This is a genomic window from Sphingopyxis sp. MC1 (assembly GCF_000371385.1).
Lineage (GTDB): Bacteria > Pseudomonadota > Alphaproteobacteria > Sphingomonadales > Sphingomonadaceae > Sphingopyxis > Sphingopyxis terrae.
In genome coordinates this window covers 317952-332467 of the sequence record NZ_AOUN01000002.1, presented here as the reverse complement: position 1 = coordinate 332467, position 14516 = coordinate 317952, and the positions used below count along the sequence as shown (strand labels likewise).

9 protein-coding genes are annotated in these 14516 nt (G+C 64.1%); 2 read left to right on the top strand and 7 right to left on the bottom strand.

Going from position 1 to position 14516, the window contains the following annotated elements:
• Positions 1 to 12: 12 nt before the first annotated feature.
• Entirely contained in the window at positions 13 to 2436 is a 2424-nt protein-coding gene (locus tag EBMC1_RS02125; RefSeq protein WP_003039841.1) for a TonB-dependent receptor, read from the top strand.
• Between the two features lie 71 nt (positions 2437 to 2507).
• Here the strand turns inward: EBMC1_RS02125 and EBMC1_RS18280 are convergent, their stop codons facing one another.
• The gene (locus EBMC1_RS18280) at positions 2508 to 2657 is read right to left on the bottom strand and encodes a hypothetical protein (RefSeq protein WP_156000895.1); all 150 of its coding nucleotides are present in this window, start codon (positions 2655 to 2657) and stop codon (positions 2508 to 2510) included.
• A gap of 346 nt (positions 2658 to 3003) precedes the next feature.
• Between EBMC1_RS18280 and katG the strand changes: the two genes are divergently transcribed.
• Positions 3004 to 5202 carry a catalase/peroxidase HPI gene (katG, locus tag EBMC1_RS02115; RefSeq protein ID WP_003039836.1) on the top strand — a complete coding sequence of 733 codons (2199 nt, stop codon included), beginning with the start codon at positions 3004 to 3006 and terminating at the stop codon, positions 5200 to 5202.
• A 169-nt stretch (positions 5203 to 5371) separates the two neighbouring features.
• On the opposite strand, the gene EBMC1_RS02110 is transcribed toward katG, so the two are convergent.
• The 6 genes from EBMC1_RS02110 to EBMC1_RS02085 all read right to left on the bottom strand — a co-directional run bounded on the left by EBMC1_RS02110 (position 5372) and on the right by EBMC1_RS02085 (position 14480).
• Positions 5372 to 6043 carry a glutathione S-transferase family protein gene (locus EBMC1_RS02110; protein WP_003039833.1) on the bottom strand — a complete coding sequence of 224 codons (672 nt, stop codon included), beginning with the start codon at positions 6041 to 6043 and terminating at the stop codon, positions 5372 to 5374.
• Positions 6044 to 6135: 92 nt separating this feature from the next.
• Positions 6136 to 6558 carry a hypothetical protein gene (locus EBMC1_RS02105; protein WP_003039830.1) on the bottom strand — a complete coding sequence of 141 codons (423 nt, stop codon included), beginning with the start codon at positions 6556 to 6558 and terminating at the stop codon, positions 6136 to 6138.
• A gap of 140 nt (positions 6559 to 6698) precedes the next feature.
• A complete protein-coding gene (gltB, locus tag EBMC1_RS02100) occupies positions 6699 to 11225 on the bottom strand; it encodes a glutamate synthase large subunit (protein WP_003039828.1) in 4527 nt (1508 codons plus the stop codon).
• A 29-nt stretch (positions 11226 to 11254) separates the two neighbouring features.
• A complete protein-coding gene (locus EBMC1_RS02095; protein ID WP_003039825.1) occupies positions 11255 to 12418 on the bottom strand; it encodes a DUF2059 domain-containing protein in 1164 nt (387 codons plus the stop codon).
• A complete protein-coding gene (locus tag EBMC1_RS02090; RefSeq protein WP_156000893.1) occupies positions 12415 to 13080 on the bottom strand; it encodes a DUF2059 domain-containing protein in 666 nt (221 codons plus the stop codon). The genes EBMC1_RS02095 and EBMC1_RS02090 overlap by 4 nt, the downstream gene beginning before the upstream one ends.
• Complete coding sequence (locus EBMC1_RS02085; RefSeq protein WP_003039820.1) at positions 13038 to 14480, bottom strand: NAD(P)-dependent oxidoreductase; 1443 nt, start codon at positions 14478 to 14480, stop codon at positions 13038 to 13040. The genes EBMC1_RS02090 and EBMC1_RS02085 overlap by 43 nt, the downstream gene beginning before the upstream one ends.
• Between the last annotated feature and the right edge of the window lie 36 nt (positions 14481 to 14516).

The following is a 14516-nucleotide window of genomic DNA, read 5'->3' as shown; positions in this document are numbered from 1 at the left end:
CAGGAAATTGTCATGATCCGAAAGTCATCGTCTCGCCGCCGGCTTGCTCCGGCCGCCATCCCGCTTACCCTTCTGCTGCTTCTTGTCGCCGATCCCGTCTTGGCGGCCGAAGGTGCCGCTGACGACACCGCAGCCGCAGAATCCGTCGCGGGCGAAGGCCCGCAGGCCGCCTATGGCAATGAAATCGTCGTCACCGCCCGCCGCCGCAGCGAAACCGCGCAGGATGTCCCGATCGCCATTTCGGTCGTCGGCGGCGACCAGATCGACAGCACCGGCAGTTTCAATGTCGGCCGCCTCCAGCAACTCGCGCCGACGCTGCAATTCTACACGAGCAATCCGCGCAACTCGGCGGTCAATATCCGCGGAATCGGCGCGCCGTTCGGCCTGACGAACGACGGTATCGAACAGGGCGTCGGCATCTATGTCGACGATGTCTATTATTCGCGCGTCGCCTCCGCGACCTTCGACTTTCTCGACGTCGCGCAGATCGAAGTGCTGCGCGGGCCGCAGGGCACGCTCTATGGCAAGAACACCACCGCCGGGGCGATCAACATCACGACGAACCAGCCAACCTTTGATTTCGAGGGCAAGGCCGAACTCAGCATCGGCGACCTCAATTTCAAACAGGCGAAGGCGGCGATTTCGGGGCCGCTGTCCGACCGGCTGGCGGCGCGCATCGCGGTGTCCGCGACGAGCCGCCGCGGTACCATCTACAATGTCACGACCGACCGCTGGATACAGAGCCAGGACAATATCGGCCTGCGCGGGCAATTGCTGTGGAAACCCACCGACACGCTCAGCGTCACGCTCGTCGGCGACTGGAACAAGCAGGACGCGGTATGCTGCGGGTCGGTGTTCGTGCGAACCGGCGCGACGCAGCGGCCGCTCGCCCGCCAATATGCCGCGCTCGCGGCGGCGCAGGGCTATATAGTGCCGAGCACCAATCCCTTCGACCGGCTGACCGACCTCGACGCCAATCTCAATGCCGGGAACGAGATCGGCGGCGTGGCGCTGCGCGTCAAATGGGATGTCGGTCCCGGCACGCTCACCTCGATCACCGCGTGGCGCTATTGGGACTGGCGGCCCGAGAACGACCGCGACTTCACCGGCCTGCCGATCGTCACCAAGTCGCAAAACCCGTCGCAGCAGAATCAATATACGCAGGAATTGCGCTACAATGTTTCGGGCGACCGCGTCGATTTCGTGCTCGGCGGTTTTGCCTTCTACCAGCGCATCGACACGCAAGGGACGGAGGCGCATGGCGCGGCGTCGAGCCGCTGGACGCTCAATCCGACGAGCGCGCTCGCCAATGATCCGACCGTGCTCGACGGGCTGACGGCGCGCAACACGCAATATCTCAAGAACACCAGCCTCGCCCTTTTCGGGCAGCTAAGCTGGAAGATTACCGACCGCCTGACGGTCCAGCCGGGCGCGCGGATCAACTATGACAAGAAGGACGGCTATTATCAGCGGCTGGTGTTCGCGGGCGACGGATCGCCCGTTACGCGGGCGCTGACCGACCCGGTGTCGGTTGCGCGGCTGGGCGTGTTTGCGCCGCAGGAATATGCGCCAAGCTTCAGCGACTGGAACTTCAGTTATGACCTGACCGCGACCTACAAGGCGGCGCGCGACGTCCTGGTCTATGCAACCTATGCCAGGACATTCAAATCGGGCGGTATCAATCAGAATGGCGTGCCGACCGATGGCGCCGGCAACCCGTTGCTCGGCGCCGCGACGATCAGGCCGGAAGCGGTCGATCATTACGAAGCGGGGCTGAAGACCGAATATTGGAACGGGAAGGGGACGTTCAACGTGGCGATCTTCCGCACCGATATCGGCGATTATCAGGCCAATGTGAACAACGGCCAGTTCGGGGTGCTGCGCGGCTATCTCGCCAATGCCGACAAGGTCCGCACACAGGGGATAGAGGCCGACGTGGCGATCCGCCCGAGCGAACGCTTCAATGCCTATGTCAACGGCGCCTACACGGACGCCAGATACCGGCGCTTCGTCGATGCGCCATGTCCACCCGAATTGTCGGGCGGTACGAACAGTCCCGCGAACTGCGACATATCGGGCGCGCGGCTGCCGGGCGTGTCGAAATGGGCGCTGTCCTTCGGCGCGGAAGCCAATGTCCCGGCATCGCTGTTCGGACAGGAGGGGCAGATCTATCTGGGCTATGACGGCAGCTATCGTTCGAACTTCTCGTCGAACGCGAGCCCGTCGATCTACACCTGGGTCGACGGCTATTCGCTGTCGAATATCCGTGTCGGCTTCCGGGCGGAGCGCCGCCTCGATGTCTTTGTCTGGGTGCGCAACGCGTTCGATCGCGATTATATCGATCAGCTTTTTGTCGGACCGGGCAATACCGGGCTGATCACCGGGCTGCCGGGCGACCCGCGGACGTGGGGCGGGACGATCAAATTCGGCTTCTGACCGGTGTCTTAGTGTGCAGCCAACGGAAAAGGGGCCGCCCGATGGGCGGCCCCTTTCACATGCCGGCGGCGTTAGCGCTGCTGGCCGGGATTGCGCTCTTCTTCGCGGCGCTGCTCGCCCGGCTGGCGGTTCTGACCGCCCTGCTGTTGCTGCTGACGGCGCTGTTCTTCTTCGCGATCCGCCTGCGGCTTCTGCTGGTTCTGGTTGGGGGTATTAGCCACTTTCCTTCTCCTTGCAGTCCGGCTGCAAGTATCGCGGCCGGACCCATGAAAAACCCTTGGCGAATAGGCGATGTTCCTCGGTTCGTCGCATCCGCGCCCGGTCGTGGCGGCGGGGCGACGAGCGGCTGATCCGGATCGTCCTCCAAGCGTTAATGATCGGAAGGGTCGATCACTGAATACAGCTTATTCGGTTATGTCGATGGGAGCGCGCAGCCTATCCTCGACCCGTCAGAAGGAGAGGATAGCGTCATCGACTCGGCGCAATGCCGTTCGGCCCGACTTTGCCCGTCACGCGTCCGTCATCCTGCCGCGTCACGATCCGATAATCCAAAAGAGGAGAGATTGCATGAACGACCAGACCCCCATCGACGCCGCAGGCGGCTGTCCCGTCCACAAGGGCGGTATGCGCGCGCTGCTCGGCCGCACGAACAAGGATTGGTGGCCGGACATGCTGGCGACCGACATCCTCACCCCCAACGGATCATCCAACCCGATGGGCGAAGATTTCGATTATGCGGAAGCATTCAAATCGCTCGACTATCAGGCGCTGAAGGCTGACCTGACCGCGCTGATGACCGACAGCCAGCCCTGGTGGCCCGCCGACTATGGTCATTATGGGCCCTTCTTCATTCGCATGGCGTGGCACGCGGCTGGCACCTATCGCACCGCCGACGGCCGCGGCGGCGCCAACAGCGGGCAACAGCGTTTCGCACCGCTCGACAGCTGGCCCGACAACGGCAATCTCGACAAGGCGCGGCGCCTGCTTTGGCCGATCAAGCAGAAATATGGCAACAAGATCAGCTGGGCCGATCTGTTCATCCTCACTGGCAATGTCGCGATCGAAAGCATGGGCGGTCCGGTCTTCGGTTTCGGTGGCGGCCGCGTCGATGTCTATGAACCCGAACGCGACATCTATTGGGGTAGCGAAGATAAATGGGTGAACGAAGGCGTGCAGACGCGCATCGACCCCAAGCACGGCTTCGAAGTGATCGAAGGGCCGCTCGCCGCGATCCAGATGGGGCTGATCTACGTCAACCCTGAAGGGCCGCAGGGCAATCCGCACGATGACGAAGGCATGGCGCGCGACATGAAGGAAACCTTCGCGCGTATGGCGATGAACGACGAGGAAACCGTCGCGCTGACCGCTGGCGGCCATACGTTCGGCAAGGCGCATGGCAATGGCGACGCCTCGACGCTGGGGGCCGCGCCAGCGGGCGGCGATCTCGCTGCGCAGGGCTTCGGCTGGGTCAGCGGCGAGGAACATGGCGGCATCGGCGAACATGCGGTGACGAGCGGCATCGAGGGCGCTTGGACGAACACCCCCGACAAGTGGACCGAAAATTATTTCCGGCTGCTGTTCGACTATGACTACGAGCTGGTGAAATCGCCCGCGGGCGCAAACCAGTGGCAGCCGATCGGCCAGAAGGAAGAGGATATGGCGCCGGCGGCGTGGGATCCGAATATCAAGGTGCCCACGATGATGACGACCGCCGACATGGCGCTGAAGCGCGATCCGGCATACCGCAAGATCAGTGAGAAGTTTCGCAGCGACCATGAGGCGTTCAAGGACGCCTTCGCGCGCGCGTGGTTCAAGCTGACGCATCGCGACATGGGTCCGAAAACCCGCTACCTCGGCCCCGAAGTGCCCGCCGAAGACCTGATGTGGCAGGACCCGATCCCCGCGGGCACCATGCCTTCGGATGCCGAGGTCCAGGCAGTGAAGGACAAGATCGCCGCGAGCGGCCTGACCGTCAGCCAGCTCATCAAGACGGCGTGGGCCTCCGCCAGCACCTTCCGCAAGTCGGACTTCCGCGGCGGCGCCAACGGTGCGCGGGTTCGCCTCGCGCCGCAAAAGGACTGGGAGGTCAACGAACCGGCGATGCTGGCGAAGGTGCTCGATACGCTCGACGGTCTGCGCGGATCGATGTCGATGGCCGATGCAATCGTGCTGGGCGGCGTCGTCGGGCTTGAAAAGGCGATCAAGGACGCGGGCTTCAACGTCGCGGTGCCTTTCACGGGCGGCCGCGGCGACGCGACGGCGGAGCAGACCGATGCCGACAGCTTCGCGGTGATGGAACCCGAAGCCGATGCGTTCCGCAACTATCTCGGCAAGAAGAAGCTGGCGGTGAAGACCGAGGAAATGATGCTCGACCGCGCGTCGCTGCTCGGTCTGTCGGTGCCCGAAATGACCGTGCTGATCGGCGGCCTGCGGGTGCTCGGCGCCAATCATGGCGATCGCGGCCACGGCCATTTCACCAAGCGTTCGGGTCAGTTGACGAACGACTATTTCGTCAACCTGCTCGACATGACCAATGTGTGGAAGGCCGTCGATGGATCGGATGACCAGGAATATGTGGCCACCGATCGCAAGAGCGGCGGCGAAACCTGGCGCGCAACCCGCGCCGACCTCGTCTTCGGTTCCAATTCGGAACTGCGTGCGGTCGCCGAAGTCTATGCCGAGACGGGCCACGAGGAAAAGTTCGTGAAGGACTTTGTCAAAGCCTGGACGAAGATCATGAACGCCGACCGCTTCGACCTCGCGTAACCGGGTGGGCACCGGTCCCGAACATGCTTCGGGACCGGCCGCCAACCCTCATGGCGACGGGTCGCGACCCGCCTTCCGGGGACATGGGCCTGGAAGGCGGGTCATATTTTATGCGGAGGACAAGGCCGAAGGCCTTGAACGGTCGGCCGTTCGCCCGGCGACGGAGGTGCTAGAAATCGACGTCTTCGTAATATTTGGGCGGCGTCACGATTTCCATCCGCTCGGCGAGCAGCGGCCGGAAGCTCGGGCGCGACTTGAGGCCCGAATACCAGCCCTTCGTCTGCTCGTGCCCGGTCCAGTCGATGCCGCCCAGATAGTCGGCGACGGAGATATGCGCCGCGGCGGCGAGATCGGCGAGGCTCATCGTCGCACCGGCGAGCCAGGTGCGGTGGTCGATCAGATAGTCGATATAGTCGAGATGCTGGTTCGCTGCCTTCATCGCCTCGCGTAGCGCGCCGCCGTCGGGTGGCTGGCGGTGGACGATGCGCTTCTGCATCCGTTCGAAGAGCAGCGGGCCGGTGACTTCGAAATAGAATTCCTGATCGAACCACGCGACCAGTCGGCGGATTTCGGCGCGGTTGGCGGCGGTGCCGTTGATCATTGCCTTGCCCTCGACCGTCTCCTCGAAATATTCGGCGATGGCGTTGCTGTCGATGAGCACCTGTCCGCGCCCCTCGTCGACCATCACCGGAGTGCGCCCGGCGGGGTTCAGGTCGACGAATTCGTCACGGCGCTCCCAAGGCGATTCGCGCACCAATTCATAACCAACGCCCTTTTCGCCGAGCAGCAGCCGGATCTTGCGCGAGAAGGGACAGAGAGGGAATTGATAGAGTTGCCACATGACCATCCGCATAGCGGCAGCGAGGCGGCTCGTCCAATGGCTATGGCGGACTTATCAACCGGGTCGGTTCGGGGGTATCCGAAGGCAGCGTGCTATCGCCGAGCGGCGGCGCGTTCGGCTTCCCATTGCGCCAGAAGATCGCGCGCCATATCCTTGATAACGGGCGCGTAGGCGGCGACCGCGGAAGCGGCGTGGCCAGCCATGCGCGCGCTCGCGCGAACGTCGCCGCCCATGCGCTCGGCATAGCCGGGGTCGCGCCCCGCGACGTCGCCGACGGTGGCGTCGGGTGGAATGCGGGCCGCATCGGATGACGGATCGATCCGCGCGACAGCTTCGGCGAGCGGGCCGACGGGCATCTGCATCATCGCGCCGACCAGTGCGGTAATCGTGTCGGCCATCCGCTCCTGCGTCGCCGGATCGTTCAGCACCGCAGCAGCGTCGCGCGCATCGGCCGCCGACGCGGGGACGGGCGCGAGAAGCGCGAGGAGGGGAAGGGCAGCGCAGACCGACCGCATGGCATCATCCTTTCGGGACGCGAAACATCGGTACCGCACATAGCGGCCCGACGCTTTCACGCGGCTGAATGATCTGTCCTCTTGCGGCAGACCGGGGCCGCGATGCGGCAAGCGTCCCCGGCGAAGACCGGGGACACCAGCTATTCGGCGGCGACCGCCTCTGCAGCGCGGTCGCTGAGCGGATGCGCGAGACGGCCGATCATTTCCTTGGGGCATACCTGCCAGAAACGCGTGCGCCAGCGATCCCAGTCGGCAAGCACCTCGGCCGACCATTTGCTGCCGGTTGCCGCCGCATGCTCCTCGACGAGTGCGCGCAGCGCGCCCTCCCAATGTGCGCTGTCGAGCCGTTGCCAGACGATTGATTCGGGATTGGCGCGGCGTTCGAAGCTGTCATCGACGTCGAGGACGAAAGCCATGCCGCCGGTCATGCCGGCGCCGAAATTCGACCCTACCGCACCCAGGATCACCGCCGTGCCGCCGGTCATATATTCGCAGCCATTGGCGCCGCAGCCTTCGATCACGACCTTCGCGCCCGAGTTGCGGACGGCGAAGCGTTCGCCCGCCTGACCCGCGGCGAGCAAGGTGCCTGCGGTCGCGCCATAGAGGACGGTGTTTCCGACGATGCTGTTATGCTGGCTGACCAGCGGGCTCGACACGGTCGGCCGCACGATGATGCGCCCACCCGACAGGCCCTTGCCGACATAGTCGTTGGCATCGCCGAACACTTCGAGCGTGATGCCCTGGCAAAGGAATGCGCCGAGCGACTGCCCGGCGGTGCCGCGCAGACGCACCTGCACATGGTCGTCGGCAAGCCCGGTCATCCCGAAACGGGCCGTGACCTCGGCCGAGAGGCGCGTGCCGACGGCGCGGTGGGTGTTGCGGACGTTATAGGTCAGCTGCATCCGCTCGCCGCGATCGAACAAAGGTTTCGCATCGTTCAAGATCTGAGCGTCGAGGCTGTCGGGCACCGGATTGCGGAAATTCGGTCCCTGCGATCGGCGCTGCTCGTCGGGAGCATCAACCTTGGCGAGGATCGGATTGAGGTCGAGGTCGTCGAGATGCTCGGCACCGCGGCTGACCTGGCGGAGCAGTTCGGTGCGGCCGATCACCTCGTCGAGGCTGCGGCAGCCGAGCTTGGCGAGGATTTCGCGCACTTCCTCGGCGATGAAGGTCATCAGGTTGATGACTTTTTCGGGCGACCCTGCGAACTTCTGACGCAGTTTTTCGTCCTGCGTGCAGACGCCGACGGGGCAGGTGTTCGAATGGCACTGGCGCACCATGATACAGCCCATGGCGACAAGGCTCAGTGTCCCGATGCCATATTCCTCGGCACCCAGGATGGCGGCGATGACGATGTCGCGCCCGGTCTTGAGCCCGCCGTCGGTGCGCAGGCGGATACGATGGCGCAGGCCGTTGAGCGTCAGCACCTGATTGACTTCGCTGAGGCCCATTTCCCACGGTGTGCCGGCATATTTAATGCTCGTCTGGGGCGAAGCACCCGTGCCGCCGGTGTTGCCCGACACGAGGATGACGTCGGCGTGCGCCTTTGCCACGCCCGCCGCGACGGTGCCGATGCCCGCCGAGCTGACGAGCTTTACGCAGACGCGCGCCTTCGGATTGATCTGCTTCAAATCGTAGATGAGCTGCGCCAGATCCTCGATCGAATAGATGTCGTGGTGCGGCGGCGGCGAGATCAGCATCACGCCCGGCGTCGAATGGCGCAGCCGCGCGATGAACTCGGTGACCTTGAAGCCCGGAAGCTGGCCGCCTTCGCCGGGCTTGGCACCCTGTGCGACCTTGATCTCGATCTCGTCGCAGGCGCCGAGATATTCGGCGGTGACGCCGAAGCGGCCCGACGCGATCTGCTTGATGTTGCTGTTGGCATTGTCGCCATTTGCATACGGCTTGTAGCGTTCGCTCGCTTCGCCGCCTTCGCCCGACACCGCCTTCGCGCCGATGCGGTTCATCGCGATGGCCAGCGTTTCGTGCGCTTCGGGCGATAGGGCGCCCAACGACATGCCCGGGGTGACGAAGCGCTTGCGGATTTCGGTGATCGCCTCGACGCTGTCGAGCGGTATGCCCTGCGCGGGGAAGTTGAATTCCATCAGGTCGCGCAGATAGATGGGCGGCAGGTCGGCGACCCCGCGCGCGAATTGCAGATAGGTCGAATAGCTGTCGGTCGCGACGGCGGTCTGCAGCAGGTGCATGAGCTGCGCCGAATAGGCGTGCGCTTCGCCGCCCGCGCGCTGGCGATAGAAGCCGCCGATGGGGAGCGTCGTGACGCGCGCGTCGAACGCTGCCTCATGCTTCTCGGTCGCGTTGATGAACAGCGACTGATAGCCCTCGCCCGAAATCTTGGCCGGCATGCCCGGGAAGAGGTCGTTGACGAGCGCGCGGCTGAGGCCCACCGCCTCGAAATTATAGCCGCCGCGATAGGAGGAGATCACCGCGATCCCCATCTTCGCCATGATTTTGAGCAGACCGTCGTCGATTGCCTTGCGGAAGCGCTTCAGAGCATCGGCCAGTGCGAGCTCGCCGAACAGGCCGCGCGACAGGCGGTCGGCGATCGCCGCTTCGGCCAGATAGGCGTGGACCGTGGTCGCGCCGACGCCGATGAGCACCGCAAAGCCGTGCGTGTCGAGTATCTCGGCCGAGCGGACGTTGATCGAGGCGTAGCTGCGCAACCCCTTGCGCACGAGGTGCGTGTGGACCGCCGCAGCGGCGAGCACCATCGCGACCCCGACGCGATCTTCGCCGATCGTCTGGTCGGAAAGGAACAGCTCGCTCCGCCCCGCGCGCACGGCGTCCTCTGCCTCGCGCCGGATGCGCGCGATCGCGTCGCGCAGCGTCGAGGCGTCGCCGCCGGTGGGGAAGGTGCAGTCGATCTCGGCCACGGCATCGCCGAAATAGGCGCGCAACCGGTCCCAATCGTCGCCGACGAGCACCGGCGAGTCGATGACGAGCACGTGCGGGCTCTGGCCCTTTTCGTCGAGAATATTGGCGAGGTTCGAAAAACGCGTCTTCAGGCTCATCACATGCCGTTCGCGCAGGCTGTCGATCGGCGGATTGGTGACCTGGCTGAAGTTCTGGCGGAAGAATTGCGCGACATGGCGCGGCTTGTCGGAAATGACCGCGAGCGGCGTGTCGTCGCCCATCGAGCCGATCGCTTCCTTCGCATCCTCGACCATCGGCGAAAGGATGAGTTCCATATCCTCCATCGTGAACCCCGCGGCGACCTGGCGGCGCAGCAGTTCGGCGCGGTCGAAGGCCGGCAGGCTCGACTTGCCGCCCTTGGGCAGGTCGGCCATCGTGCGGAAGCCCTTCACGCGCGCCGCATAATCGTGCGTTCCTGCGATCTTGTCCTTGATCGCGCGGTCTTCGTAGAGAGTGCCTTCGTCGAGATCGACGGCGATCATCTGGCCGGGACCGAGGCGGCCCTTCTTGCGGATGCTCGCCTCGGGCAGCAACACCATGCCGCTTTCGGAGCCGACGACGAGCAGATTGTCGGCGGTCAGCGTGTAGCGCAGCGGGCGAAGCGCGTTGCGGTCCATCCCCGCGACCGCCCAGCGGCCATCGGTCATCGCGAGCGCGGCGGGGCCGTCCCACGGCTCCATCACGCTGGCGAGAAAGCTGTACATCGCCTTGTGCGCGGCGGGCATGTCCTCGTCGGTGGCCCAGGCTTCGGGGACCAGAATCAGCTTTGCGGTCGGCGCATCGCGGCCAGCGCGGCATAGCGTCTCGAACACCGCGTCGAGCGCTGCCGTGTCGCTGGCGCCGGCCGGGATCACCGGTTTGATGTCTTCCGAATGTTCGCCGAAGGCGAGGCTCGCCATCTTGATCTCGTGGCTTTTCATCCAGTTCTTGTTGCCGCGGATCGTGTTGATCTCGCCATTGTGGGCGAGGGTGCGGAACGGCTGGGCGAGCCACCATTGCGGAAAGGTGTTGGTCGAATAGCGCTGGTGGAAGATCGCGACCCGGCTTTCGAACAGCTTGTTCGCAAGGTCGGGATAGAAATCCGCCAGACTTTCGGCGAGGAACAGTCCCTTGTAGATGATCGACCGCGCCGACAGGCTGCAGATATAGAAATCGGCGATCTGTGCCGCGATCACCTTCTTTTCGATGCGGCGGCGGACGAGATAGAGCTGCTTTTCGAATTCGTCGATCGACTGGTCTTCTGGCAGGGGCCCCGCGATCATGATCTGTTCGATTTCGGGGCGCGTGCGCTGCGCCTTGTCGCCGATCACCGACACGTCGACCGGCACCTGGCGCCAGCCGTAGATGGTGTAGCCCGCGTCGATGATTTCGGATTCGACGATCGTGCGGCATGCTTCCTGCGCGCCCAAATCGGTGCGCGGCAGGAAGATCATGCCGACGGCGAGGCGGTTCGGCAGCACCTTGTGCCCCGAGGCCGCGATCGCATCGTCGAAAAAGCGTTCCGGCAGGTCGACATGGATACCCGCACCATCGCCCGTCTTGCCGTCGGCATCGACGGCGCCGCGGTGCCAGACGGCGCGCAGCGCCTCGATCGCCGCCTCGACGACGCGGCGCGAGGCCTTGCCGTCGGTCGCCGCGACCATGCCGACGCCGCAGGCATCGGATTCAAGGTCGGGGCGATACATGCCGTCTTCGGCAAGCCGCTGGTGATCGGGGGTCGGGTAATAGGTCATGTCGTGGTTCCTGCCGGAATGGGCGTGGGTCAGGTCGAAGGCTTGAGCCGCTTGCGCGCGTTTGCGACGGCTTCCTGTTCGGCGTCATAGGCGGCCGAAGATGCCTTGTCGGCCTCGGCCTCCAGATCTTCGACCTTCTGCAGATCGGCGGCCGACCAGTTGGAGCGGTCATACGCCTCGTCATAGTCACCGGCCGCGTCGGCCGCCGCGGCGGCTGCATCCGCGGCGTCAGCGGCCGCGTCTGCGGCATCGCCCGCTGCATCGACGGCATCGACCGCGGTGGCGTCCGTCGTCATGTCGTCGTTCCACATATCGCGGTTCTTCTTGAGCGTCTTGACGTCGACTTTCATCAGCTTGGCAAGCTTCGCCAGCTCGGCGTCGGTCAGGTCGCTCATCGCCTTTTCCTTGGGCAGATCCTTGAGCTTGCCTTCAAGCTCGGGGCCGCGGTCGATGAACTTGTTGATCAGCGGCGGCACGGCCTTGACCATCGCGATCATGACTTCGGGATCGGCCTGCAGCGACATCCATTCGGCGCCATAGGCCTGGCCCGTCGGGGTTGCGAGAAAGGCGTTGAGGTCGCCGAGCTGCTGCGCGCTGAACTTGCGGGCGTAAGCGCGGGCCAGGCCGTCGCGCATCGGCGGCTCGAGATCGCCGAGCGCCTCGCTGATCAGCGGCTTGATGACCTTGTTGATCTGATCCTCGCGTTCCTTGCGGTGCGGGTCGAACATATCGGCGATCGCGGTCTTGCTCGTCGCATCGAGCGCGGCGATCTTTTCGCTATCGACGCCCGTCTTGATCGAGAGCATCAGGTCGGACATGCTGCTCGTCTGATCCATGAAGGCGCGGAACAGCTTGCCGTACATGTTGTCGAGCATCTTCTCGATGCTTCCCGCCGGGATCAGCGCGTTCGTCGTCTGCTGCGCCAGTGCAAGCTGCGCCGGATCGACCGGCGGCAGCTTGTCGACCTCGAAGATTTTTTCGATCAGCGCGATCGCCTGATCGATTTCCTTCTGCATCTTCGCCTTGGCGTCGGCGAGCGACTGTTCGCTGTCGGGTTCGGCTTCGCTCTCGGCGGGCATCGCGACGGTGACCGCCTCGGCGATCGGCGCTTCCTTGGGTGCCGCATAGGCGTGGGCCGGTGCCATCGCCATTGCACCGGCGAGCAGCAGATTTTTTAGTTTCGAGTTCGTCATGCCTTGGGCTCCTCGACTGGCTCTGCCAGAGCGTGTTCCAATTCGTTCACCAATGCTTTGATTTCGTCTGGATATCTCGCAAAGCTTTTAGTCATCAGATTGCGTTGCCATTCGACGATGTCGGGATCGGACAGGATTCCGGAGGATTCCCGCGCGTATAATTGTCCAGTGGGCGTGTCGAAAAATGCATGCAGTTCTGCAAGCTGTGGTGTCGTAAAGCGCCGTGCATAAGCACGTGACATTGCGGTGAGCATGCCCGGCATCTCGGCCTTCAGTTGATCTGAAGCCAGCTGTCGCTGTCTATCGAGAAACCGGTTGAATACTGCCTCCACCTTCGGCTGTTCGAGAGCTGACGCGATCTCTGGCTGGCCTTTTATGCTGGCAATCATCGTCGACATTATGGACTGCATCATCTGATCGACCATCGCGTCGCGCTGCGTTGCGGGTAGCATCAGGCTTACCAGTTGTGTGGCTGCGGCAAGCCGGTCGCTTTCGACTTTAGCCGAAGAAGCTGTTCCGCCGGTGCCTTGCGCCTGTACTGCGACGGGGAATGCAATTAGCACGGCGGCTGGCAAGGCGAATTTCCAGTGTCTCATAAGCATGTTCCCTTCCCTGTTGGTCAGGCTGCCTTCTTTTCGCTTTTCGCCTTCGCCTTCAACCATTTCGACATCTGTTCGCTGACATCGCGGCCGTCGCGGATACCCCAGACGACTAGGCTGGCGCCGCGGACGATGTCGCCGGCGGCAAAAACGCCGGACAGGCTGGTCATCATCGTCTGATGATCGACGCGCAGCGTGCCCCAGCGCGTGACCGACAGATCGGGTGAACCGAACAGGTGCGGCAATTCCTCCGGATCAAAGCCCAGTGCCTTGATCACCATGTCGGCGGGCAAGTCGAAGGTGCGGCCCGGATCGGGTTCGGGGCTGCGCCGGCCGCTTGCGTCGGGGGCGCCAAGGCGCATCCCGGCAACCGCGACCTCCTTTACATGCTTATCGGCGGCGAAGCTTGCGGGGGCGGACAGCCAGACGAACTCGACGCCTTCCTCTTCGGCGTTGGCGACCTCGCGCTGCGACCCCGGCATATTCTCGCGGTCGCGGCGATAGAGGCATTTTACCGATTTGGCGCCCTGACGGGTCGCGGTGCGGACGCAGTCCATCGCCGTGTCGCCGCCGCCGATGACGACGACATGCTTGCCTTCGGCATTCAGGCTGCCGTCGTCGAAGGCGGGGACCGCGTCGCCAAAGCCTTTGCGGTTCGACGCGACCAGATAATCGAGCGCCGCGATCACCCCTTCGGCGCCGTTGCCGGGGACGTGGATCTCGCGCGCCTTGTAGACTCCGGTGGCGATCAGCACCGCATCGTGGCGCCGACGTAGCTCGTCCAGCGTCGCATCACGCCCGACCTCGAAGCCCTGATGGAAATGGATGCCGCTTTCGGCGAGCCGGTCGACGCGGCGCATCACCACATCCTTTTCCAGCTTGAAGCCGGGGATGCCATAGGTCAGCAGGCCGCCGGCGCGGTCGTGCCGGTCGTAGACATGCACCTCATGCCCCTCGGCGCGCAGATATTCGGCGGCGGTCAGGCCTGCCGGACCCGCGCCGACGATGGCGACCGACTGGCCCGTCGCGGGGCCGACATGGACGGGTTCGACCCAGCCCTCGGCCCAAGCGGTGTCGGTGATATATTTTTCGACGCTGCCGATCGTCACCGCGCCGTGACCCGAAAATTCGATCACGCAATTGCCTTCGCAAAGGCGGTCTTGCGGGCAGATGCGGCCGCAGATTTCGGGCATGGTCGACGTTGCGTTCGACAGTTCATAGGCTTCGCGCAGCCGCCCCTCGGCGGTCAGGCGCAACCAGTCGGGTATATGATTATGGAGCGGGCAGTGGACCGAGCAATAGGGTACGCCGCACTGCGAACAGCGCGATGCCTGATCGTCGGCCTCTGGCTGCGCGTAGCGCGCCGCGATCTCGTTAAAATCGCGCGCGCGTTCGTCGGCCGAGCGCTTGTCCGGATAATGTTGTTCGCGCCCCACAAATCGGAGCATGCGTTCGGAAGCCATGCAAAATCCCCTTCGTTGAAGCGCGGATGCATGGCG